Source organism: Herbiconiux sp. (genome assembly GCF_023264895.1).
In the GTDB taxonomy this organism is placed as follows: Bacteria; Actinomycetota; Actinomycetes; order Actinomycetales; family Microbacteriaceae; genus Herbiconiux.
The window spans coordinates 1-24485 of the sequence record NZ_JAHFUY010000049.1; the positions used below are offsets into that span (position 1 = coordinate 1).

Below are 24485 nucleotides of genomic sequence, written 5' to 3' on the forward strand. Positions count from 1 at the left end.
GCCCACCCCGCTGCCCGCCTCCACCTGGGCGGCCTCCGCCGTGCCCGCCGCCGGGCAGGTGCTGCTGGAGGGCGACCCCGACCGCATCGACTACGCCGTCGACATCGCCTGGGCCCCACCGGCCGGCACCGCAGCTGAGGCGGCCGTGGTCGGCTACCGGGTGGAGCTCTTCTCCGGCCGGGTCGTCACGAACGCGAGCAACCTCATCGCCCGCGTCGAGGTCCCCGCGGGCACCACCCGCCACCGCGTCGAGGGCGTCGCGTTCGGCGCCTCCTCGGTGACCGCCCGCATCACGCTGCTCGACGGCGCACGCGCCCTCCCCGATCCGCTCGTCAGCGAACCGCTCGCCCTCCCCTCCGCAAGCGTCGGCGTGCTCGGCACGGCCCGCGCGGGCGTGCCCGTGCTGTCGGCCCCCACCGCTCGCGGCTTCACCGCCGAGTGGGCCGCCGCCTCGACCGAGAGCGCCCCGGCCCCCGCCGGCTACCTGCTCCGCGTGCTCGAGCGACGTCACGACCTCGCCGCACCCAACGCCAACTCCTACATCGCCCAGACCTTCGACGTCGGATCGGCCACGCGAGCCGTCATCGACGACCTCCAGGGGTCGAGCCGCTACCTCGCCGCCGTCGTCGCCTACGACGTCGTCGACGGCCAGAAGCGCTTCCGCCCCTCCTCCTTCGTGAGCGCGGTGCCCGGCTGGACCACCGAGTACCCGGCGGAGACCTCCGGCACCCGCGCTCCGCTCACGGAGTGGAGCGCGCCCCCCGCCGCCCCCGCGGCCGAGACGGCCCGCACCCTCACCTGGCAGGGCGCCCACACCACCGGCCGGTTCACCGGCGGATCGCCGATCACCGGCTACCGGGTCGAACTGCACCAGGCAGGGCGCGGTCTCGTGCAGAGCGCCGTCGTCGCCCCGGGCGGCGACGCAGGGCCGTCGGCACGGTTCGCCGGCCTCAGCCCGGAGGCCGTCTACTCCGTGCGCGTCGCGGCCGTCAACGCCGTCGGCACGGGCGAGCTCTCCGACTACAGCCCCGCCGTGGCCCTGCCGGCCGGATCCCCCGCCGGCAGCCGCCCGCCCTCCTACGCCGATCGGGCCGCTCTCGACGCGGCCGTGGCGCAGGGATCCGTCGCCGACGCCACGCCCGCCGCCGGCTACACCGCGGAGCAGGGCGAGGACGTCGTCGTCACCGTCCCGTGGACCTCCTCGCAGGCGGGCGAGGCCTGGTGGTACGGTTCCGCGACCTTCGCAGCATCCGTGTCGACAGCGACCGGCACCGGCAGCGGCAGCGGCAGCACCGTCTCGCTGCCCACCGCCGGCCTCGCCCCCGGCGTGCACCGCGTGCTCTTCGTCACCGACGCCGAGCTCGACGGCGACCCGGCGCCCCCCGGCGGCGCCGCCACGGCGGTCTCGGTCACCATCACCCCCGTCGTCGCCGAGAAGATCACGCTCGACAATGCGGTGCTCCGCTGGGGCCTGAACGACGAGGCGAACAATGGCGCCTACTTCGGCGGCTGCAACTACCTCTCCGCCGGGCGCACACCCGATCCGGGCGGCTCGGTCATCTTCACCGAGGCGCAGTACTCCTCGAAGGCCGGCAACGTCACCATCGAGAAGCCAGATGCCTCGGGCCGCTTCGTCGAGGCGAGCTTCGCCACGCGCTGCCTCGACCGCAACGGCGAGACCCTCACCTCCGGCACGAGCTCGCCCTACGGCGGCAACCAGTTCGTGATGTCGGGCGGCACCGGGGAGGTCGATCGCGCCACGGGCAGCGCGACGCTCCGCTGGCAGGGCGACGTGACGGTGGCCTACTACGGCGGCATGACCTTCTGGTACCTCTCGAACCCCGTGCTCACCGTGGAGAACGGCGTGGGCACCCTCACCGCCACCACCGGCGGCTTCGGCACCGACATGGACGACCTCACCAAGTGGCAGCCGCTGCCCGAGCGCTCGGTCACCCTCGCGACCTTCTCGGGCGTGCAGGTGGGAGCAGACGGCTTCACGGTGAGCCCGGACTATCGCGGCGTGCGGGCCGCCCTCCCGGCGGGCCAGACCCCGCAGACGACCTCGGGGCCCGACTGGGGATCGTTCCCGCAGAGCTTCGTGGAGTTCCAGATGGAGACCGGCCAGGCCGCCTACTGGTACTCCAGCGGCGGCATCGCCGACGGCGCGAAGCCCGCGACGCCGGTGGTCGTCGGCTACGACGCGTCGACCTTCGTGCCGCCCACCTCCGAGGCGCCGGTCGCGGAGAAGGCGAGCCCGCGCACGCCGGTGGCGCTGCTGCCTCCGATGCGCACGCCGCTGGCTCCGCTGGCCGCCACGACCGCCCTCGCCGCGGCCGGCGCGGGCGCGGACTCCGTCGCAGTGTCCTCCTCCGTGGTGATCGTGGAGCAGTCGGGCCTGCTCGGCGGGCTCAGCCCGACGGAGCAGCTGCTCGTCCTGGCCCTGCTCGCCGTGCTCGGACTCGTGATCCTGATCGCCGGGGTGGGCGGCGGCCTCGTCGTGCTGGGACGGACGCGGTAGAAGACTGATTAGGCAAGCCTGCCCTTATTAAGGCTAGGCTTACCTCATTCCTGTCAATCTCCCGTGGTCCGGCACGTCTCCGGGCTGCTTCTCAGACTCGGAGCACCAGTGCACAGTTCACCCAGCAGAGGGCGCGCAGCCGCCGCCCTCGCGACCGGCCTGACCGCCGCCGTCGCGTTCTCGGCCCTCACCGCCCTCCCGGCGTCGGCCGCCACCTCCCCCGCCGAGACGGAGCCCCTCGCGGCCGTCACCACCGGCACCGTCTCGGACGCCGTCTTCCAGTGGGGCATCAACAACGAGAGCAACAACAGCGCCTTCTTCGGCTTCAACTACCTGAGCGCGGGCAAGATCGCCAAGACCTCCGGCGACGACCAGCTCACCGAAGCGGAGTGGAAGGCGACCGACGGCGCCGTCACCATCCAGAAGAAGCAGGCCGACGGCAGCTACGCCACCTCCACCTGGGCCGGCCTCCGCACGACGGCCGCGGGCGGCTCGCTCGGCGCGCCGGGATCGCCGAACTACAGCGACAACCGCGTCTCCATCACCGGCGGCACCGGCACCGTCGACGCCGACGACGACAACGCCGAGATCACCTGGGACGGCGACTTCACGGTGGCCTTCTACAACGGCTTCACCCAGTTCTCGGCGACCGACCCGCACCTCTCGGTGGAGAACGGCGTCGGCACCGTGACGGCCACCCTCAGCGGCTACGGCACGAGCATGGCCGATCCGACCCAGTTCGCGGTGCTTCCCGACGCCGAGGTCGTGCTCGCGAACCTCGGCAGCGTCGACGTGACCGAGACCGGCTTCACCGTCACCCCCGACTACCTCGGCGTCACCGCGCCGAGCCGCGAGGGCTCGACCCCGCAGAAGACGACCGACGGCGCGACCTTCGGCTCGTTCCCCGAGTCGTTCGTGAACTACCAGTTCGACACCGGCCAGTCCTCGTACTGGTACTCCAGCGGCCTCAACGACGCCGGCAAGCCCGCCCTGCCCTTCACCACGGGTTACACGGTCCAGGCCCCCGTCGCGACCCCCCAGGTCTCGGTCTCGAAGACCGAGGGCCTGAACCCCGACACCGACGTGGTCACCGTCACGGGCACCGGCTTCTCGCCGAACGCTCCGGCGACCTCCGGCACGCGCCCGCCGCTCGCCGGCAAGTTCGGCGGCGCGTACGTCGCCTTCGGCAGCTTCGCGGATGTCTGGAAGCCGTCAGAAGGCGCACCCCGCGGGTCGCGCACCACGGCCGACACCAAGTGGGTCCTCGAGGCCGCCGACGTCGCGACTGTCGGCGGTGCCGCTGCAGGCGCGGTCGCCATCAACGCGGACGGCTCGTTCCAGGTGGACATCACCGTGAAGAAGGACTTCGCAGGAGCCCTCGCGGACGGCAACTACGGCATCTACACCTACCCGGGCAGCGGGGCCGTCTACGCCCCCTTCGAGACCTACACCCCGATCTCGTTCGGCGCGGCCGTCCCCACCCGCATCGAGGGCGCCGACCGCTACGAGGTGGCCGTGAAGATCGCCCAGCAGTCGCACCCCACGACCTCCGACGTGGTCTACCTCGCCAACGGCACCACCTTCACCGACGCCCTGAGCGCCGCCCCCGCCGCGGCCAGCGACAGCGCCCCGCTGCTGCTGACCACGAGCGACACGCTGCTCCCCGTGGTGAAGGCCGAGCTCGAGCGCCTGAAGCCGAAGACCGTCGTGGTCGTCGGCGGACCGAAGTCGATCCAGCCGGCCGTGTTCGACCAGATCGACGCCATCGCCACCGAGGAGGCCGTGCGCATCGACGGCGCCGACCGCTACGCGGTCTCGCAGTCGGTCGCCGACTACGCCTTCGGCGAGGGCGCGACCACCGCCTACGTGGCCACCGGAACGAACTTCCCGGACGCCCTCTCGGCGAGCGCCGCCGCGGGCTCGAACGGCTACCCCGTCGTGCTCGTCTACGGCAAGGCCAGCATCGCGGATGCCGCCACGAAGACGCTGCTCACCGACCTCGGTGTGGAGAAGGTCAAGATCGCCGGTGGGCCCGCCTCGGTCTCGGCCGGCATCGCGACCTCGCTCGGGAGCGTCGCCCCGGTCACCCGCCTCTCGGGCGCCGACCGCTACCAGGCGTCGATCGCGATCAACCGCGATGCGTTCACCGCGGCCGACGACGTGTTCATCGCCACCGGCCTGAAGTTCCCGGATGCCCTCGCGGGCGCCGTGCTCGCCGCGTCGAAGGATGCGCCGCTCTACGTGGTCCCGGCCGGTTGCGTGCCGACCGGCGTCATCCAGGACATCGGCACGTTCGCTCCGAACCGGGTCACCCTGCTGGGCGGCACCGCCTCACTGAGCCCCGCCGTGCAGTCGCTCACCGCCTGCGCGTTCTGAGCAACCTGAGCGCCTAGCGCGCGTCCCCCACGGGCGCGCCGGGCTGGAAGCCGTCGACTTGACACAAGAAGTGCCAAGTCGACGGCTTTCGGCGCATCTACTGTCACGTCAACGAAGTGGAAGCAGAAACCGATCATGAACTCACTCCGCCCGGACCACTCCCACGCCCAGGTGATGCTCGCCGGCGACACGACCGACCTCGCGGCCATCCGCCGGATCCTCGCCGAGCTCCCCGACGACGCCTACGGTCAGGTGTACCTCGAGATCGTCTCGCCCATCCAGATCCGCCCGGTCCCCCGTCCCGACGGCGTCGCCCTCACCTGGCTCCGCCGCGACCTCGTGCCGCACGGTCTGCTGGAGATCGCCCCGCGCGGCGAGCTCATCCGGAGCGCGGTCATCGCCTGGGTCAGCGAGTGGATGCCCGAGACGACCGACGGTCGCGACGACGTGTACCTCTGGGTGGGCTGCACCGCCAGCCCGCGGGTGGGCACGCTCTACCGCGAACTCGCCTCCCGACTCTCCGCCGACGGCCCCGAGGACTGAGCCGCCTAGCCCCTCACCGACCGCATCGACGCCCCCGCCCGCGACGCGAACGCGGCCGCGGTGTCGGCGATCGTCTGCTGCATGACCTCCACGGCACTCGTCGCCGCCACGTCCCGCGGCCGCGCGAGCGAGATCGACCTCGTGAGCACGGGCCCCTCGAGCCGCACCGACCGCAGCCCCGGCCGGTCGATCAGCACCATCGCCGGCACGATCGCCACACCGAGCCCGCGCTCCACGAACCGCAGCACGGCATCCATCTCAGCCCCCTCGAGCACCACCTCGGGCTCGAGCCCCGCGGCGGCGAAGGCCGCGTCGGTCGCGCTCCGCAGGTCGTAGCTCGAGCTGAACACGATCTGCGGCAGCCGGGCCACCTCCCGCAGCCGGATGCTCGCACCCGGCGCCACTGCCGGCGCGGCCGCCGACGAGATCACCACGAGCTCCTCCTCGAGCAGCGGCGTCACCCGGAAGCGCTCGGCCGATCCCGCCTCGGAGGTGGTGATGAGCGCGAGGTCGAGCTCACCGCTCTCGAGCTGGTCGAGCAGCCGGCGGGAGCCGTGCTCGGAGAGGTGCAGCTCGATGCCCGGATGCTCCGCGTGGAACGCGCTCAGCACCTCGGCCACGAGACTGATGCACAGCGTCGGCGTGGCACCGAGCCGCACCCGGCCGCGCTCGAGACCGGCGAGCTCGGCGAGCTCACGCCGCACCGACTCCGCGTCGGCGAGCATGCGCCGGGCGAGCGGCAGCAGCGACTCCCCCGCCGTGGTGAGCGTGCTGCCCCCTCGTGCGCGATGGAAGAGCTCCGCACCCAGATCCTGCTCGAGCGACGCGATCTGCCGGCTGAGCGACGGCTGCGCGAGGTGCAGCTGCTCGGCCGCCTGGGTGAAGTGGCCGAGGCGCGCGACCTCCACGAAGCTGCGGAGCTGCTCGAGATTCATTCCCATAGCCTAAGCGCATCGTAGCCAGCAGGTATATGCATTGGAGTAATCCCGCAGCCAGGCATAGCGTCGAAGCATGACTTCCTCCGAACGACAGATCTCCACCACGGTCCTCGTGATCGGCACCGGCGGATCGGGCCTGCGCGCAGCCATCGAGCTCGCCGAGGCCGGGGTCGACGTGCTGGCCCTCGGCAAGCGCGCCAAGAGCGACGCCCACACCTCGCTCGCCGCCGGCGGCATCAACGCCGCCCTCTCGACGATGGATCCCGACGACAGCTGGCAGCAGCACGCCGCCGACACCCTCAAGGAGAGCTACCTGCTCGCCAACCCCCACACGGTGCAGATCGTGACCGCGGGTGCGGCCCGCGGCATCCAGGACCTCGAGCGCTACGGCATGCCCTTCGCCCGCGAGGAGGACGGCCGCATCTCGCAGCGTTTCTTCGGCGCCCACACCTACCGCCGCACCGCTTTCGCGGGCGACTACACGGGGCTCGAGATCCAGCGCACGCTCGTCAACCGCGCCGCCCAGCTCGAGATCCCGATCCTCGACACCGTCTACGTCACGCGCATCCTCGTGAACGACGACGGTGCGGTCTTCGGCGCCTACGGCTTCGACCTCGAGGACGGCACGCGCTACCTCATCCACGCCGACGCCGTCATCCTGGCCGCCGGCGGCCACAACCGCATCTGGCGCCGCACCTCCTCGCGTCGCGACGAGAACACGGGCGACTCGTTCCGCCTGGCCGTCGAGGCCGGCGGGCGCCTGCGCGACCCCGAGCTGGTGCAGTTCCACCCCTCCGGCATCATCGAGCCCGAGAACGCGGCCGGCACCCTCATCTCCGAGGCGGCGCGCGGCGAGGGCGGCATCCTGCGCAACGGCCTCGGCGAGCGCTTCATGGAGCGCTACGACCCCGAGCGCATGGAGCTGTCGACCCGCGACCGGGTGGCCCTCGCGGCCTACACCGAGATCAAAGAGGGCCGCGGCACCCCCAACGGCGGCGTGTGGCTCGACGTCTCGCACCTGCCGCGCGAGACGATCATGACCCGCCTGCCGCGCGTCTACCAGACGATGCTCGAACTGCAGATGCTCGACATCACGAAGGAGCCGATCGAGATCGCACCCACCGCGCACTACTCCATGGGCGGCGTGTGGGTGCGGCCGGAGGACCACGGCACCGACGTGCCGGGCCTCTACGCCATCGGCGAGGCCTCGTCGGGCCTGCACGGCGCGAACCGGCTGGGCGGCAACTCGCTCATCGAGCTGCTCGTGTTCGGCCGGATCGTGGGGCAGGCCGCGGCCTCCTACTCCGCCGCCCTCACGGCGCAGAAGCGCTCCGCCGAAGCGGTCGCCGTGGCGCGCAACGAGATCGCGGCGCTGCTCGCCGCCGACGGCGAGGAGAACGTGCGAGCGCTGCAGCGCGCCATCCGCAACACCATGACCGAGCACGCCGGTGTCGTGCGCTCCGAGGAGGGCCTCCGGGAGGGCCTCGCCGAGCTCGACGCCATCGAGGCCCGGATCGCGGGCATCGGCGTGCACCCCGACATCGCCGGCTTCCAGGATCTCGCGCACGCCTTCGACCTCAAGTCGGCCGCCCTCGCGGCCCGCGCGACCCTCGAGGCCGCGATCGAGCGGCGAGAGTCGCGCGGCTGCCACAACCGCAGCGACTACCCCGAGCTCGACGAGTCGTTGCAGGTCAACCTCGTCTGGAGCCCGTCCGGCGGCATCACGCGCGAGAGCATCCCGGCGATCCCGGACGACATCGCGGCCCTCATGCGCGACGTCGCCACGGCGGGCAAGCTCCTCGAGTAGTCCGACGGGGTTCCCCGTGCCCGGGCGCTCGAGCGCTCGGGCACGGCTCTAGAGTCGGAGGCGGCGCCGAGCGAGGCGCCTCAGCCACGACTTCGGGGAGTTGTTCCGTGCGATCACGCCTTCTGACCGTGCCGGCCGCCATCGCGCTCGCGGGGCTGCTGCTCGGTGGTTCCGCCGCCTCAGGGGCGGCCGCGACCGAGCTGCCCGCGCCGGCCGGGTCCACCGATCCGGGCGCAGCACCCGCTGATCCCGGCGCCGCACCCACCGATCCGGGCGCCGCCCCCACCGTGCTGTCGCCTCAGCTCGAGGTGCTCGCCGCCACCGCCGCCGCGCCCTCCTCGCCCGAGACCGCCGCAGCTCTCGCGGTGGCCGTCGAGGGCACCGGCAGCCTGCAGGTCGACGAGGCTGAGCGCGTGAGCGTCACCGCCACCTTCGCCGCCGCTCCGGATGCCATACAGCTCGCCGCACTGGCCGGGCTCGGCGAGATCGCCGCGGTCTCACCGGTGCTGCCCCGGGTGACCGTCTGGATCGCGCCCGCCGACCTCGCGTCGCTCGCGGCGGTGCCCGGCGTCACGTCGATCGCCACCGACCTCGCCCCCTCCGTGGGGTCGAGCGGCGTCGTCCTCGCCGCGGTGCCGGCCGGAGCCACGGCCCCCGCAGCCGCGCCCGTGGCGTCGTGCCGCAGCATCCCGGTCGACGTCGACCCGGTGCTGCACTCCGACGAGGCGCGCGCCCGCTTCGGTGTCGACGGCACCGGCGTCACCGTCGGCGTCATCTCGGACTCCTTCGACACCTCCGCGAAACCCGCGACCACGGCGGCGCAGGACGTCGCGCTCGGCGTGCTGCCGGGACCGGGCAACCCCTGCGGGTTCACCGAGCCGGTCGTGGTGCTGAACGACGCCGCGGGAGGCACCGACGAGGGCCGCGCCATGGCCCAGCTGCTGCACGGCGTGGCGCCCGGCGCACGCATCCTCTTCTCCACGGCCGAGCCCAGCGTGAGCGGTTTCGCCGCGAGCATCGTGCAGCTCACGGATGCCGGCGCCGACGTGATCGTCGACGACGTCAACTACACGACCGTGGAGCCGATGTACCAATCGGGCGAGCTCGGCCTCGCCATCGACTACGCCACCGAGCACGGCGTGCTCTACATCTCGGCCGCCGACAACTACAACGAGTACGGCTGGGAGGGCAACCCCTCGGCCGGGCACGCGATCGGCGGCTGGGCGACCGACGCCTTCGTGCCGATGGCCTGCCCCGAGACGGTCGTCGCCGCCGCGGCACCCACGGCCGTCGACTGCCACAACTTCGGCACGGCCGCAGAGCCCGACGCCACCAACGGCATCCTCGCCGAGAACAACGGCCTGGGGGAGTTCTCGATGGTGCTCAACTGGGGCGAGCCCGTGAACGGCGTGACCGCACGCATCCGCCCGGGACTCGTCACGGCCGCCGGCGCCTTCGAGGTGCTCGGCCAGCAGCCCGACAGCACCATCCCGTCCGCCGCGTTCAGCGGCTCGCTCCCGGATGCCGGCCTCTACGGCGTGGTCGTGGTGCGCGAGCTCACCGACCGCGCGGCCATCACCCCCGGCTTCAAGTTCGTGTTCACCGAAGACGAGTCGGGCACCGTGCAGGGTCTCGAGCACTACGTCTCGGGCGAGGGTGTGACGGTCGGACCGAACATCTTCGGGCACACCGCCGACGAGAACGTGCTCTCCATCGGCGCAGCCGACTACCGCACCCCCACGATCGCCGAGGGGTTCTCCTCGGTCGGCCCGGTGAAGCACCTGTTCGGCGCGGTGCAGACCGACGGCAGCCCGTCGCTCCCGCTCCCTGAGCCGGTGACGCGCGCGAAGCCCGAGCTCACCTCACTCGACGCGGCGCAGACGTCGTTCTTCTCGGCTCCCGCCGGGCCCGACGGCGCCTACCGATTCTCCGGCACGTCGGCCGCGTCTCCCAACGCCGCAGGCGTCGCCGCCCTCGCCCTGCAGCACTCACCTCAGTCGAGCGCCGACGAGGTGAAGGCCGCCCTGAAGGGCACCACCTCGGCCATGACGAACCCGTATCTCAACCTCACCGCGGCCGACGTGCACGGAACCGGCCTGCTCGACGCGCTGGCCACCCTCGAGGCGCTCCCGGCAGCACCCGTACCCGCGCCCACCCCGGCCCCGGCCCCATCTCCGGCGCCGGTGCCTGCTGCTCTCGCAGCCACCGGGGTCGAGAGCGTCCAGGCGGTGCACCTGGCCGTCATGGCGACCTCGATCACGGCACTGGGCTCGCTCGCACTCTTCGCCGGCGTGCTGGGGCTGCGCCGTCACCGTCGGCGCGGCTCGCGGGGAATTTAGTTGTTGCTACAAGCGTTGTGACTGGCATGACGACCGCAGCCGACCTTCTCGCCCCCGCCACCACCATGGGGGCGGTCACGCTCCGGGTCGGCGACCTCGACCGCATGGTCGCCTACTACCGCGACGCCGTGGCGCTCGACGTGATCTCGCAGCACGGCGGCGTCGCCGTGCTGGGCCGCGGCGGCGTGCCGTCGATGGTGCTGGAGCACGCGCCCGAGCTGCGCAATCCGGGGCCCCGCGAGGCCGGCCTCTTCCACACCGCCATCGTGTTCGAGACCGAGGAGGCCCTCGCGGCCTCCGTCTACTCCGTCGCCCAGCGCTTCCCGAACTCCTTCACCGGATCCTCCGACCACCTCGTCTCGAAGGCCTTCTACTTCACCGACCCCGAGGGCAACGGCGTCGAGCTCTACTGGGACCGCGACCGCAGCACCTGGAGCTGGACCCACGGGCAGCTCGAGATGTCGACCCTCTACCTCGACCCCAACGCGTTCCTCCAGGAGCACCTCACCGAGGCCGTGCTCGCCGACCCGCGGGTCGGCGGCGCGTCGATCGGGCACGTGCACCTCTCGGTGGGCGACGTGCCGCAGGCGCGCGACTTCTACGTCGACAAGCTCGGCTTCGAGGTCACCACCTCGTTCGGCCCGAGTGCGCTCTTCGTGAGCGCCGGCGGCTACCACCACCACATGGCCATGAACATCTGGAACTCCGCCGGCGCCGGCCGTCGGCAGCCCACCCTCGGGCTCGGCCAGGTCGAGATCGTGCTCCCGGATGCCGAGTCGCTCGGTGCGACCCACGAGCGCCTGCGGCATCACGGCCTGCAGACCCGCGACGACGGCCGCACGGTGACGGTGGCCGACCCGTGGGACAACACGATCCTGCTGCGGCCGGCGGACGCAGCCTCCGCCACCGCCACCCCGGCCGCCTGAGGCTCAGCCGAACCGCTTCGCAGAAGCCGTCTGCTGCGCGAGCCGCCGGAGGCTCAGCAGCAGCGGCTCCACGAGCACGGTGCCCAGGATGACGAACCGGGCCGCCGCCTCCGGCGAATCCGTCGGCACGTCGTCGACCTCGTCGACGGCGACCCCCATCATGGCCCGGCCGTAGCGCTCGAGCACCTCGTCCTCCACGAAGAACCCGCCCGCCTCGAGCCCGAGCAGCGCCTCCTCGAGGGCCGCGACCGAGGCCGGGGCGCAGCGCGAGACGTCCCAGCCCAGGTGGCCGAGCAGCCGCTCGGCCCTCGCGAAGGTCGCCGGCATCCGCTCGGGGGCCGGGGTGACGGCCTGGTGGGCTATGCCGAGCAGGTCGTACTCGGAGGTCGGCGGGTCGGAGATGGCCGTGAGGATGCGGCGCGTGCTCGCGATGCTCTGCCCGGCCGGGCCCACGAGCGCGCGGATGAGCTCGAGCCTCCGAAGGTGCGACTCGTCGTAGTGCGCCTGGTTCGGCGCCGTGAGCACACCCTCGTGCAGCAGCCCCTCACGCTGGTAGTACTTCACCGTCGCCACGGGGAGCCTGGCCCGCTCGGCCAGTTGTGAGATCCGCATCGAATCCTCCTTGACACGGATAGTCTAACTATCCACTATTGGATACTGACACTATCCATTCTGGAGGAGAGACCGATGCCGAAGATCCAACCGAAGCGGATGACGCACGAGCACGACGGCGAGCTCGTCGTCTTCCTGATCGGCATGCGCGTCAACCGGCCCTGGCGGGTCGACCTGTGGTGGCCCGCCTTCATGGCCATGCCGAAGATGCTCCGCGAACTGCTGTCGGATCCTGATTCGGGCCTCAAGGGCGTGCGCTTCACGCTCGGCGCCGGCGGCCCCACCCTCGTGCAGTACTGGACCTCGCTCGAGAAGCTCTACGCCTACGCCTCGGATCGCTCGGCCGAGCACCGGCCGGCCTGGGCGGCCTTCAACCGTCAAGTGCGGAAGGCCCCCGGCGCCGTCGGCATCTGGCACGAGACCTTCGTGACCGAGCGCGCCGAGAGCATGTACGTGGGCATGCCGGTCGAGGGACTCGCGGCGGCCACCCGCTCCATCGAGGTGACGAGCCGCCATGACACCGCCCGCGACCGGGCGCGCGACGGCGCCACCCGCGCGGCCTGACCACGAGGCCTGACTACGACGCGGCCTGACGTGGACGAGGGCCGACTACGACGCGCCCGGCGCCCCGGCCACCACGTCGCGCGCGGCCGCCGCGCCCTCGGGCGTGAAGGTGTAGACGCGACGCCGGCGCAGCTGCGTGTCGGTGTGCTCCTCCCACTCCGAGGCGATCCACCCCTGCCGCTCGAGGCGCTCCAGGATGGGGTAGACGGTGCCGGAGGGTCGCCCCGAGCGCTTCATGATCTCGAGCCCGAACACCGGCCCCGTGCTCTCGAGCAGGATCGACAGCACGTCGACGGTGGGAGCGGTCACCCGCTGCAGCGGTTCCATGCCCCCAATCTAGCCGCGCCGCGCCCGCCCGCCCGGTGCAGACTGGAGGGATGACGCCGCAGCAGGCCCTCGCCGAGATCGCGTTCCGCCTCGAGCGCGAGCTCGCCCCCTCGTTCAAGGTGAAGGCGTTCCGGCGCGCCGCGGGGGTGATCGAGGGCCAGGATGCCGACGAGCTGGAGACGCGGATCGCCGATGGGCGGCTCAAGCGCGCCAAGGGGATCGGCGACTCCACCTACCTCGTCATCCGCCAGGCCGCCGAGGGCGCGGTGCCCGACTACCTGCAGAAGCTCCGTGACCGCGCCGAGCCGGGTTCCGGGCCGGGCGACGAGCAGCAGGGCCTCGCCGCCGCCCTCCGCGGCGACCTGCACACCCACACCGAGTGGTCAGACGGCACCACACCTCTGGCGGCGATGCTCGAGGCGGCCCGCCTCCTCGGCCGCGACTACCTCGCGGTCACCGACCACTCACCGAACCTGACGATCGCCCACGGGCTCACCGCCGAACGCCTCACGGACCAGCTCGACGAGATCGACGCGCTGCGGCGGGCCCGAGCCGACGTGCCCGGCACGCCCCACCTGCTCGCCGGCATCGAGGTCGACATCCTCGAAGACGGCACCCTCGACCAGGAGCCCGCGCTGCTCGACCGCCTCGACGTCGTGGTCGCGAGCGTGCACTCGAAGCTCCGCGCCGATCGCGCCACCATGACGAAGCGCATGCTCTCCGCCATCGAGAACCCGCGCACGAACATCCTCGGCCACTGCACCGGCCGTCTCGTGCAGGGCTCCCGCGGCACCCGGCCGCCCTCCGAGTTCGACGCCGAGGCGGTGTTCGCGGCCTGCGCCGAGCACGGCGTGGCGGTCGAGATCAACTCCCGCCCCGAGCGCCAGGATCCGCCCGACGGCCTGCTCGCCCTGGCCCGCGACGCCGGCTGCCTCTTCTCGATCGACTCCGACGCGCACGCTCCAGGCCACCAGGGCTTCCTCCCCCTGGGCGCCGCCCGGGCCGAGGCCGCGGGCATCCCCGCCGACCGCATCCTCACCACCTGGCCCCTCCCCGACCTCCAGGAGTGGCTCGCCTGACCCCCCTCCCTCCCTTCCTTCCCACGAGTGGGCAGTTTCGGCCCCAAAGTGTCGATCTTGGGGCCGAAAGTGACCACTCGTGGGAGGGGAAGGGAGGGGGAAGGGGTCAGGCCTGGCCGATGCCTACTTCTTCGGGCGCGACGTTCGCGCCGGGGGCCGAGGGCTCGAGGGCTGCGGCGACGCGCTGCGAGAGCGTCACGTCGACGGCCGCCCAGTAGGCCAGTACGCGCTCGCGGAGCTCGGGGATCGTGACCTTCGACACGTGGCCCGCGATGTTCGCGACGAGCCGCGCACGTGCCGCGTCGTCGAGCACCTCGCGCACGAGGGTGCCGGCCTGGCCGAAGTCGTCGTCCTCCGCGTGCAGGGTGGCGGCCGAGCGCACGAGGGCGCCGTCCGACTCCCAGCCCGAGTCGTTGCCGTGGGCCGCGGGCGAGGCCGCCGGTCCGCCGTACGAGTTCGGCGCGTAGACCGGGCGCTGCGGGTCGGCGAAGCCGTGCCGCATCGCGCCGTCCTTCGAGTACGAGTGCACGGGCGAGTGCGGCGCGTTCACCGGCAGCTCGGCGTGGTTGGTGCCCACGCGGTAGCGGTGCGCATCCGCGTAGCTGAAGATGCGGGCGAGCAGCATCTTGTCGGGCGACGCGGCGATGCCGGGCACGAAATTCGACGGCGCGAAGGTGGCCTGCTCGATCTCGGCGAAGTAGTTCGCCGGGTTGCGGTTGAGCGTCATGGTGCCCACCTCGTGCAGCGGGTAGTCGCCGTGCGGCCAGACCTTCGTGAGGTCGAACGGGTTGAAGCGGTAGGTCGCCGCCTCCGCGTAGGGCATGATCTGCACCGAGAGGGTCCACGACGGGAACTCCTCGCGGTCGATCGCCTCGGAGAGGTCGCGGATGTGGAAGTCGGCGTCCTCACCGGCGATCTGGTCGGCCGCGGCCTGCGAGAGGATCTCGATGCCCTGGTTGGTCTTGAAGTGGTACTTCACCCAGAAGCGCTCGCCCGCGGCGTTGATCCACTGGTAGGTGTGCGAACCGAAGCCGTCCATGTGGCGCCAGGATGCCGGCAGGCCGCGGTCGCCCATCAGCCACGTCACCTGGTGGGCCGACTCGGGCGAGAGGGTCCAGAAGTCCCACTGCATGTTGTGGTCGCGGAGGTGCGAACCGGGCAGGCGCTTCTGCGAGCGGATGAAGTCGGGGAACTTGATGCCGTCGCGGATGAAGAATACCGGCGTGTTGTTGCCCACGAGGTCGTAGTTGCCCTCGTCGGTGTAGAACTTCAGCGCGAAGCCGCGGGGGTCGCGCCAGGTGTCGGGCGAGCCCTGCTCGCCGGCCACGGTGGAGAAGCGCGCGAGCATCTCGGTGGTGGCACCGGGCTGGAAGAGCGAGGCCCGGGTGTAGGCCGAGACGTCGCCGGTGGTCTCGAACACGCCGAACGCGCCGCCGCCCTTCGCGTGCACCACGCGCTCCGGCACCCGCTCACGGTTGAACTGGGCGAGCTTCTCGACCAGGTAGTGGTCGTGCAGCACGACGGGGCCGTCGGCGCCGACGCTCTGCGAGTGGTCGTCGCTCGCGACGGGCGCACCCGAGTTGGTGGTGGTGACGGGCACAGGGGTCACGGGGGTGGTGGGGTCGGTCAAGACATCTCCGGTTTCGTATGTTCTGCAGGGGATCCTGCGGCGGACTGCGACTGGCAGGCGGGGCACAGGCCCCAGAAGGTCACTTCGGCCGAGGTGACGGCGAAGCCCCCCGTCGACGAGGGTGCGAGGCAGGGAGCCGCCCCGTGCACGCAGTCGACGTCCTCCACCGCCCCGCATCCGGTGCACACCACGTGGTGGTGGTTGTCGCCGATGCGGCGCTCGTAGAGGGCGGGAGAGCCGGCGGGCTCGATGCGGCGGAGGAGCCCCGCCGCGGTGAGCGCGTTCAGCACGACGTAGGTGGCCTGCAGCGAGAACCCGGGGAGCACCGGCGTGACACGGCGATGCACCGTGTCGGCGTCGGAATGGGGCAGCCCCTCGAGGGCCTCGAGCACGGCCAGTCGCTGACCGGTCACCCGCAGACCCGCATCCCGGATGCGCGCCTCGAGTGATTCGGTCATAGGACGACCGTAGCGGCTAATTATGAACAATTCATAAATAGAGCGCATCCCGCGCGTGTCCACCACCCGATCACCCGAGTCGCAGGACCTCCACGCCCGCCGCCTTGAGCGCCAGAAGACCGAGGCGCTCACGGAGCGACCGCCCGGCGCGTCCCGCCCCGGGGTCGACCGCCATCATGACCTGCGCGAAGATCTCACCGGAGGCGGACGCCACCACCCGCCCGGGCACCACCCGCGCACCGCGCTTCAGGAGCACGCCGATCACGATCGTGCTGTCGCCGATGGCCTCGGGCATCGACTGCAGGGTGCGCCCCAGCTCCACGAGGGCCGAGCGCTTGCGGGCCCGGTTCACCACGATGGCGATGTCGACGGCGCCGGCCGGCCGCGCGGCCCCCGCGTGGGCCCCCACCGCGTGCACACCCTCGGGCGCGAGGGCGACGAGCGAGAGCAGCAGGTCGTCGGCGTTGCCCGCGAAGAGCATCACGAGCCGCTCCCGCCACCGCGAGTAGCGCGGATCGCGCGCGGCTCGCCGCAGCAGCTTCCTCTGACGGGATGTCGGGATGGTCACGGTTCCTGTCCTCACGGGCGGCGTGCACCCAGGCTATCCGTCGGGCCCGAAGGGACGCTGACGCGGAAGAGCCGCCCGGCCCCGGAGGGACGGACGGCTCTTCCGTGGTGTGGTGCGGGTCGGCTAGCCGACGCCGCAGGTGGTGAGGTCCTCGACCGCCACCGTGAGCGAGGCCGGACCGCCGAGCAGCGTCACGCGCGTGGCGCCGAGCTCGAGGATCGCATCGAGGGTCTCCACCGGCACGCAGTCACCACGGGTGGTGAACAGCGGGGCGTCGATACGCGGACCGAACGCCGAACCGGTGAGGGCGTCGGCGAACTTCTGGCCGGTGGCCAGGAGCACGCGGTCGGCCGACTCGAAGAAGTGCGCGTTGATCGAACGCGACGCCTCGTAGCGGTCGGCTCCGCCGAGGCGGACCGTCGTGGCGATCTTCCCGGCGTCCGAGGCGATGCCGGGCGAGACCGATGCCGGTCCGCCGGCGATCACGATCTCCGAGACGTCGAGCTCCTCGAGCAGCAGGGTGGTGGCCTCGTCGAGCTGACCCGCCGTGCCCTTCACCAGGATGACCGGGCCCGCGCCGTCGACAGCGGCTCCCGCCGACAGGGCGTCGGCGAAGGTGCTGCCGGTGGCGAGCACCGCCACGTCGGCTCCGTCGGGGAAGGTGCGCGCCGCGACGTTGCGCGAGGCCTCGTAGCGGTCGGCGCCGCCGATGCGGCTGACCTTTCCGAGAGCGGCGAGCTCGATGACCACGCGGTTGCTCACCGAGCTCGTGCCACCGACGATCACGATGTTCGTCGGGTCGAGGCGCTCGATCTCGGCACGCACCGTGGCGGGCACCGTGGCTGCCGTGGTGAGCAGGATCGGCCCGTCGGCCAGCGCCGCGGCGGGAGCCGCGGAGAGGGCGTCGGGGAAGACCTGGCCGGAGCTGAGGTAGACCGTGTCGGCACCCTCGGGGAAGCCCTCCTTGGAGGTGTTCACCGCGACCTCGTAGCGGTCGGCGCCGCCGATGCGGTCGACCTCGATGCCGAGGTCGGTGACCTCGAACTCGACCCAGCCGAGCACCTCGCCGGTCTCGGTGAGCGCGGCGATCTTGTGCGCTCCGGATGCGGCATCCTGCGGGATGGTCACCTCGACGGTGCCGTCCGGGGCCACCAGCTGCCAGCCGCCGAGCTGACGGGGCTCGGAGAACATGACCACCGAGACCCACTCGTTGGCGTGCTCGACGCCCACGAAGACCTTCACGGTCGCGCCGGGCTTCGTGACGTCGACACCGATCGAGATGTCACCCTTCACGTCTTCGGGCAGCGACTCCTCCGGCACGGTCACCGGCGGGATCGTCGGCTCCTCGGGCACGGGGGGCAGGCCGTTCAGCACCTGCACGGGCACGATCACGCTGGTGCCGCTGGGGGCGGCGGTCAGCACGATCTCGCTCGCGGCGAAGGCGTCGGCCGGCACGGTCAGCGACACCGAGGCGGCGCCGTTCGTGACGGTGATCGGCTCGAAGGTCGCGGCCGATCCGGTCCAGGATGCGGTCAGCGTGGTGTTCTGCGGGCTCCCCTGCGAGGTCAGGTCGAGACCCGACACGTCGAAGGTCACCGTGGAACCGAGCTCCACCGGAGCGGCGGGGGTGTTCGTCACCGTCACGGCCTTGCGGTCGAACTCGGGCGTGAGGCCCGGGTTCGCCTCGAGGTAGGAGATCCACGCGTCGCGGTCGACGAGACCCGAGTCACGGGTGTCGGAGCCCTTGGCGAACTCACGGAAGTTGTCGCCTCCCTGCAGCAGGAAGTTGAACGAACCGATCCGGTAGGAGGCGTCGGGATCGAGAGGTGCGTCGTCGATCCAGATGCCCGTCACGCGGTCACCGGCGGCCCTGGCGGGGTCGAAGGTGTACTCCACGTTGTCGGAGAGACCGAGCTTCAGGAACGGACGGGACGGGACGTTGCCGGCCGCATCCGTCTGCCACTGCTGCTCGAGCACCGTCTTGAACTGCGCACCCGTGAGCGAGGTCGTCCACAGGTTGTTCACGAACGGCAGCACCGCATTGGCCTCGGCGTAGGTGATGACACCGTCGGTGTTGGCCGGGTTGATGGTGGTGTCGCCCTTGAACAGCAGCTCGGCACGGATGCCGCCCGGGTTCACGACGCCGATCTCGGCACCGCCGCGCTCCTCGGAGCTCAGCGAGCTGACGAGGGAGTCGGCGATCAGGTTACCGAGGGCCGACTCGCTCGCGCGGTCGTCCCGCGTGCCGCCGGTGTACTTCCCGTCGACGAACGAGCCGCCCGTGTAGGCGGTCGTGATGTCGGCGGTCACCGAGCCCTTGGGCTGGTTGCCGATCAGCGCTGCCGCCGCGAGGGCCGCATCCGTGATCTGCTTGACCTCCGCCACCCGGGGGTAGGTCGACACGAGCTCGGTCTCGGCGACCGTGGTGCGGGCGACGTTCTGAGCCGTGTAGCTCATCACCTCACCCGTGGCCGGGTCGGCCGAGAGCACGACGTTGCCGATGTTCTCGCCGTAGTTGCCGGTCTGGAGCACCGGGCGGGTCTTGCCCTCGATGCCGGGGACCGGGGCGTCCCACGAGTACTGCTTGTGGGTATGGCCCGTGAAGATGGCCGCGACCCCGGGCGAGGTCTCGTTCACGATCTTCGCGAACACGCCCCCTGCGGCGAGCTCCTCCTCGACGGTCGAGCCCTCGACGATGCCGGCGCCGGCACCCTCGTGGTAGGTGGCGATGACGACATCGGCCTCTCCGTTGGACTGGTCACCGTCGGTCAGCGTCGCGGTGACGCGGTTGACCGCCTCCACGGGGTCGCCGAACTCGAGGCCGGCGACCCCGGCGGGCGAGACGAGCGTCGGGCTCTCCTCCGTCACAGCACCGATGACGGCGACGGTGAGGTCGCCGACCTGCTGCAGCGAGTACTCGTCGAGCGCCGGGGTCGTGGTGCCCTTGAGGTAGACGTTGGCACCCAGGTAGTCCCACTCGGCGTTGCGAGCACCCTCGGCGCCGATCACGCGGTCGCGGAGATCGGCGTAGCCCTGGTCGAACTCGTGGTTGCCCACGGCGCTCGCGGTGAGGCCGAGCGCGTTCAGCACGTCGATCGTGGGCTGATCCTGGGCCGCCGACGAGGCGAAGAGCGAGGCACCGATATTGTCGCCCGCTGAGACGAACAGCGTGTTCTCCTCGCCGTGCGCCGCGCGGAGCTGCTCGACAGTTCCGGCGAACTCCACCGTGTTGCCGTCGATGCGGCCGTGGAAGTCGTTGATATCGATCAGGTTGATGTCCTGCAGCTCGGGAGCCGCGACCGTCACCGGGATGCGCACCTCGGTGCCGCTCGGCTGAGCGGTGAGCACGATCTCGCCGGCGCCGTAGGGGGCGTCGGCCGGGACGGTCAGCGTGACCTCGGCCGTGCCGGCGGTGACGGCGATGGGCTCGAAGGTGGCGGCGGAACCGGTCCAGGTGGCGGTGAGCGAGGTGTTGAGCGGACTGCCGAGCGACGTGAGGTCGAGACCCGAGACGGTTGCCGAGAACTCGGCTCCCAGCTCGAGCTCGTCGGTGGTGACGTCGGTGACCTGCACGGCCTTGCGATCGAACTCGGGCGTGAGGCCCGGGTTCGCCTCGAGGTAGGAGATCCACGCGTCGCGGTCGACGAGACCCGAGTCACGGGTGTCGGAGCCCTTGGCGAACTCACGGAAGTTGTCGCCTCCCTGCAGCAGGAAGTTGAACGAACCGATCCGGTAGGAGGCGTCGGGATCGAGAGGTGCGTCGTCGATCCAGATGCCCGTCACGCGGTCACCGGCGGCCCTGGCGGGGTCGAAGGTGTACTCCACGTTGTCGGAGAGACCGAGCTTCAGGAACGGACGGGACGGGACGTTGCCGGCCGCATCCGTCTGCCACTGCTGCTCGAGCACCGTCTTGAACTGCGCACCCGTGAGCGAGGTCGTCCACAGGTTGTTCACGAACGGCAGCACCGCATTGGCCTCGGCGTAGGTGATGACACCGTCGGTGTTGGCCGGGTTGCCCGCGGTGCTGGCCGCGAACAGGAGCTCGGCACGCAGGCCGCCCGGGTTCACGACACCGATGGTGGCACCGCCTCGCTCGGGCGAACCGAGCGAGGAGACAAGCGAGTCGGCCACGAGGTTGCCGAGCGTCGACTCCGCCGCGCGGTTGTCGCGCGCGCCCCCGGTGTACTTCCCGTCGACGTAGGAGCCGCCGTTGAAGGCAGTCGTGATGTCGGCGGTCACCGAGCCCTTGGGCTGGTTGCCGATCTCGGCTGCCACGGCGAGCGCCGCATCCGTGATGGTCTTGACCTCGGCCACGGCCGGGTAGGCCGCCACGAGGTCGGCGTCGGCCGTGGTGGTGCGAGCGACATTGCGAGCCGTGTAGCTCTCGAGGTCACCGGTCTCGCCGTCGACCGTCAGCACGACCTGGCCCACGAACTCGCCGTAGTTGCCGGTCTGGAGCACCGGACGCGTGGCGTCGGTGCCGGGGATCGGGGCGTCCCAGGCGTACTGCTTGTGGGTGTGACCGGTGAAGATGGCTGCGACCTCGGGCGAGGTCTCGTTCACGATGTCGGCGAAGACGCCGCCCTCGGCGAGCTCCTCCTCGAAGGTCGAGCCCTCGACGATACCGGCACCGGCGCCCTCGTGGTACGAGGCGATGATGACGTCGGCTTCGCCGTTGGACTCGTCACCGTCGGTGAGTGCGGCAGTCACGCGGTTGACCGCCTCGACCGGGTCACCGAAGTCGAGGCCGGCGACCCCGGCAGGCGATACCAGGGTCGGAGTCTCCTCGGTGATCGCACCGACGATGGCCACGCGAAGGCCGTCGACCTCGCGGATCGTGTACTCGTCGAGCGCCGGGGTGGTCGTGCCCTTCAGGTAGACGTTGGCGCCCAGGTAGTCCCATTCGGCGTTGCGGTCGTCGTCGGCACCGATCACGCGATCGGTGAGGTCGGCGTAGCCCTTGTCGAACTCGTGGTTGCCCACGGCGCTCGAGGTGAGGCCGAGCGCGTTGAGCACGTCGATGGTGGGCTGGTCGTCCTGAGTGGCGGAGGCGAACAGCGAGGCGCCGATGTTGTCACCGCTCGAGATGAACAGCGAGTTCTCGTTCTCCGCCTTGAGCTGCTCGACCGTTCCGGCGAACTTCACCGTGTTGGCGTCGATGCGGCCGTGGAAGTCGTTGATGTCGATGAGGTTGATGTCGACGGGCTCGGCCGCGGCGGCGAAGTCGTAGCCGACGATGACCGGGTCGTGGTCGCTCGAGCGGTAGACGTCGGGCGAGTAGAAGTCGGTCAGGTTGTAGTTGAACCGGCTGTACTCCTTGGCGATCGACTCTCCCGAGTTGATGTTCCAGACATCCGCGCCCGTGACCTTGGCATCGGCCGAGGCCGAGGCGTAGACGTGGTCGAGCGATCCGCTCTGGCCGCTGAAGGAGTAGGTGTAGCTGCCGGTCTTCGATCCCTGGTCGACGTAGCCGGCCTCCTGGATCGCGACCGACGGGTCCTCCTGCGTGTAGGAGTTGAAGTCACCGATGAGGAAGACGTCGGTGGTGCCGAGCTCGGTCTGGAGCCCTTCGGCGAACTCGAGCAGGGCCGCGGCCTGGCGGGTGCGGTCGCCGTTGAAGGCGCCCTGGATGCCGTTGGCGTTGTCGCCCGTGGCGGGCGGGTCGCTGTCACCCTTCGACTTGAGGTGGTTCACGATGGCGATGAAGGTCTCGTCGTCGCTGCCGCCGGCGGCCTTGAACTCCTGGGCGAGCGGCGCACGGGCGTTGGAGAACGCCGTGTCGACGAGCACGTGCGAGGCGCCGACGGGCTCCACGGCGGCCTTCTTGTAGATGAAGGCGGTGCGGATGACGTCTTCGCTCGCGGGCAGCGACGAGGCGTCCGGAGAAGGCACGAAGGCCCACTCCTCGGCGCCCTCGGCCGTGTTGAGCGCGCCCACGAGCGTGCCGAGGGCCGCGTCGCGGTCGTCGCCGAAGCGGGCCGAGTTCTCGATCTCCTCGAGCGCCACGACATCGGCGCCGAGGCCGGTGATGGCCGCGACGATCTTGGCCTGCTGGCGGGCGAGGTTCTCGGCGTTCGCCGCACCGCGGGCGTCGCAGCCCCGGTTGACGGTGATCGGGTTGCCCGCGCGGTCGGTGTAGTAGGTGCAGCCGGTGAGCTGGTCGCCCGTGGTGGTGAAGTAGTTGAGCACGTTGAAGCTCGCGATGGCCACCTGGCCGCCCACGTCCTCCGGCTGCGGCTGGCGCACGTCGGTGAAGGTGGCGGGCAGGGCGCCCTCGGCGGTCAGCTGGGTGGTGGGCTGGAACTTCCAGGCGCTGTTGCGGTAGTCGAGGATGACGGGAGCCGTGAACGCCACCGAGGAGCCGACGGTGATCGCCGGGTTCTGGGTGAGGAACGGGAGCGCAATGCCCTTGTTGGCGTTGCTCAGGAAGTTGGTGGTGGCGCCGTCGTCGAGCGTCACGGCGCGGGCGGCGTTGTCGGCCACCGCGGCGTCGTACTCGGCGGAGCCGGGGCGCGCGATCTCGGTCGGCGTGATCAGCGGGGAGTCACCCGCGGCCAGCCCGATCTCGGCGTACTGGTTGGTGCTGTAGGTGTTGCTCACCGTGAAGCCGCCCTGGGGCGCGACGAGCATGCCCTCGAGCGACTCGCGCTGCGTGGCGTCGGCCGGCAGCTCGACCACGGCGGGCGTGGGTGCCTCGACGGTCGACGCGTCGAGCTTCTGCAGCCCGGCGGCGTTCGTGACCGTGATCTGGGTGAGGTCGAAGTACTCGCTCACCGCACCGGTCACCGAGACGTAGTCGCCGACCTGCACGGAGGCGGCCGTCGAGGGCGAGTAGACGAAGATGGCGTCGGAGGTGGTGTGGGTCGCGAAGTCGATCGCGCCGCCGGTCCCGGGTGCCTGGATGTAGTAGCCGTTGAAGCCGCCGGTGCCGTAGGCCGCGGTCACGACGCCGAGCGCCGAGACGGTCTGGCCCACGATCGGGCTCGCGGATCCGGGTCCCTGGATGTCCGGGATCGCCGTGGTGGTGCCGGGCGCGGGGGTCTCGGTGGGCGTGGGGGTGGGCTCCGGGGTGTCCGTGGGAGTCGGCGTGGGCGTCGGCTCGGGCTCGCCGGTGCCGGAGCTCTGCGGGGTCACGGCGTCGCTCGTCACGAAGTCGGCCGCGTTGTTGTCGCTGTCGGCGAAGCCCGTGCGGTTGAGGGAGTTCGGCACGCCGTTGGCGCCGACGGTCGCGACGACCGCTCCCTCGAAGGTGTTGGAGGTGCCGAACCCGATGAGGTCGACGACGCCCTCGGTGCCGGTGGCCACCGCGCCCACCGGCAGCGTCAGCGCCGTGGTGGTCGAGGCCAGGTAGAGGGTTCCGTTGGTGCCGGAGGGGTTGAGGGCGCCCCCGAGGTCGATGTCGGGCGTCGGCAGAGCCGCACCCACCTCGCCGTTGCCGTTGATCTGAGCCAGGAAGTAGCTGTCGGGAGCGATGCTGCCCGAGAGGGGTGCGACGCCGTTCGCGACAGCGGTGCCGCCACTGGAGCGGTACTGCAGCGACCAGCCGTCGAGGGAGACGGCGCTGTCACCCGGGTTGTAGAGCTCGACGAACTTCTTGTTGAACGGGGCGTTGGCCGACCCGCCCTTGGAGTAGACCTCGTTGATCACGACGCCGGTACCGTCGACACTGGCGGACGCGGACGACACGACTCCGACGAGGGGCGCTGCGATCAGCGCCCCTCCCAGAACCGACGCGAGAGCCGCTTTCACGGTTCTCGTGGGGGATTTAGACATGACTCTCCTACAACTGGCGGATCACAC

General features: G+C 71.3%; 15 protein-coding genes. 8 read left to right on the forward strand and 7 right to left on the reverse strand.

The features are described from left to right. The 3 genes from Q0D57_RS10565 to Q0D57_RS10575 all read left to right on the forward strand — a co-directional run. On the forward strand, positions 1–2518 hold a 2518-nt coding region (locus Q0D57_RS10565; RefSeq protein WP_291042877.1), incomplete at its 5' end, for a fibronectin type III domain-containing protein. 108 nt (positions 2519–2626) lie between these two features. Then, positions 2627–4894, forward strand: coding sequence for a cell wall-binding repeat-containing protein (locus tag Q0D57_RS10570; RefSeq protein WP_291042880.1), 2268 nt, complete (start codon positions 2627–2629; stop codon positions 4892–4894). 135 nt (positions 4895–5029) lie between these two features. Further along, entirely contained in the window at positions 5030–5437 is a 408-nt protein-coding gene (locus Q0D57_RS10575; protein ID WP_291042883.1) for an SIP domain-containing protein, read from the forward strand. Positions 5438–5442: 5 nt separating this feature from the next. Here the strand turns inward: Q0D57_RS10575 and Q0D57_RS10580 are convergent, their stop codons facing one another. Next, positions 5443–6372 (reverse strand): LysR substrate-binding domain-containing protein, encoded by a 930-nt coding sequence (locus tag Q0D57_RS10580; RefSeq protein WP_291042887.1) that lies wholly within the window; start codon positions 6370–6372, stop codon positions 5443–5445. 76 nt (positions 6373–6448) lie between these two features. Here Q0D57_RS10580 and Q0D57_RS10585 point away from each other — a divergent pair, with 76 nt between their 5' ends. The 3 genes from Q0D57_RS10585 (at position 6449) to Q0D57_RS10595 (ending at position 11447) form a co-directional block, all read left to right on the forward strand. Further along, positions 6449–8182 (forward strand): FAD-dependent oxidoreductase, encoded by a 1734-nt coding sequence (locus Q0D57_RS10585; RefSeq protein WP_291042890.1) that lies wholly within the window; start codon positions 6449–6451, stop codon positions 8180–8182. A 107-nt stretch (positions 8183–8289) separates the two neighbouring features. Continuing rightward, positions 8290–10521 carry a S8 family serine peptidase gene (locus Q0D57_RS10590; protein WP_291042893.1) on the forward strand — a complete coding sequence of 744 codons (2232 nt, stop codon included), beginning with the start codon at positions 8290–8292 and terminating at the stop codon, positions 10519–10521. Positions 10522–10547: 26 nt separating this feature from the next. Beyond that, positions 10548–11447 (forward strand): VOC family protein, encoded by a 900-nt coding sequence (locus Q0D57_RS10595; RefSeq protein WP_291042896.1) that lies wholly within the window; start codon positions 10548–10550, stop codon positions 11445–11447. A gap of 3 nt (positions 11448–11450) precedes the next feature. Here the strand turns inward: Q0D57_RS10595 and Q0D57_RS10600 are convergent, their stop codons facing one another. Beyond that, positions 11451–12059, reverse strand: a complete 609-nt coding sequence (locus tag Q0D57_RS10600; protein WP_291042900.1) for a MerR family transcriptional regulator — start codon at positions 12057–12059, stop codon at positions 11451–11453. Positions 12060–12134: 75 nt separating this feature from the next. Between Q0D57_RS10600 and Q0D57_RS10605 the strand changes: the two genes are divergently transcribed. Continuing rightward, positions 12135–12623 carry a DUF4188 domain-containing protein gene (locus Q0D57_RS10605; RefSeq protein ID WP_291042903.1) on the forward strand — a complete coding sequence of 163 codons (489 nt, stop codon included), beginning with the start codon at positions 12135–12137 and terminating at the stop codon, positions 12621–12623. 45 nt (positions 12624–12668) lie between these two features. Here the strand turns inward: Q0D57_RS10605 and Q0D57_RS10610 are convergent, their stop codons facing one another. Continuing rightward, positions 12669–12950 (reverse strand): PadR family transcriptional regulator, encoded by a 282-nt coding sequence (locus Q0D57_RS10610; protein ID WP_291042906.1) that lies wholly within the window; start codon positions 12948–12950, stop codon positions 12669–12671. A gap of 50 nt (positions 12951–13000) precedes the next feature. On the opposite strand from Q0D57_RS10610, the gene Q0D57_RS10615 reads away from it, so the two are divergent. Then, positions 13001–14029 carry a PHP domain-containing protein gene (locus Q0D57_RS10615; RefSeq protein ID WP_291042909.1) on the forward strand — a complete coding sequence of 343 codons (1029 nt, stop codon included), beginning with the start codon at positions 13001–13003 and terminating at the stop codon, positions 14027–14029. A 106-nt stretch (positions 14030–14135) separates the two neighbouring features. Here the strand turns inward: Q0D57_RS10615 and Q0D57_RS10620 are convergent, their stop codons facing one another. From Q0D57_RS10620 to Q0D57_RS10635, 4 genes are all read right to left on the reverse strand, one after another. After that, the gene (locus tag Q0D57_RS10620; protein ID WP_291042960.1) at positions 14136–15638 is read right to left on the reverse strand and encodes a catalase; all 1503 of its coding nucleotides are present in this window, start codon (positions 15636–15638) and stop codon (positions 14136–14138) included. 17 nt (positions 15639–15655) lie between these two features. After that, positions 15656–16117 carry a Fur family transcriptional regulator gene (locus Q0D57_RS10625; RefSeq protein WP_291042912.1) on the reverse strand — a complete coding sequence of 154 codons (462 nt, stop codon included), beginning with the start codon at positions 16115–16117 and terminating at the stop codon, positions 15656–15658. 70 nt (positions 16118–16187) lie between these two features. Further along, positions 16188–16685: a hypothetical protein gene (locus Q0D57_RS10630; RefSeq protein ID WP_291042918.1), complete on the reverse strand. Its 498-nt coding sequence runs from the start codon at positions 16683–16685 to the stop codon at positions 16188–16190. 123 nt (positions 16686–16808) lie between these two features. After that, positions 16809–24458 carry an ExeM/NucH family extracellular endonuclease gene (locus tag Q0D57_RS10635; protein WP_291042940.1) on the reverse strand — a complete coding sequence of 2550 codons (7650 nt, stop codon included), beginning with the start codon at positions 24456–24458 and terminating at the stop codon, positions 16809–16811. Positions 24459–24485: the final 27 nt, after the last annotated feature.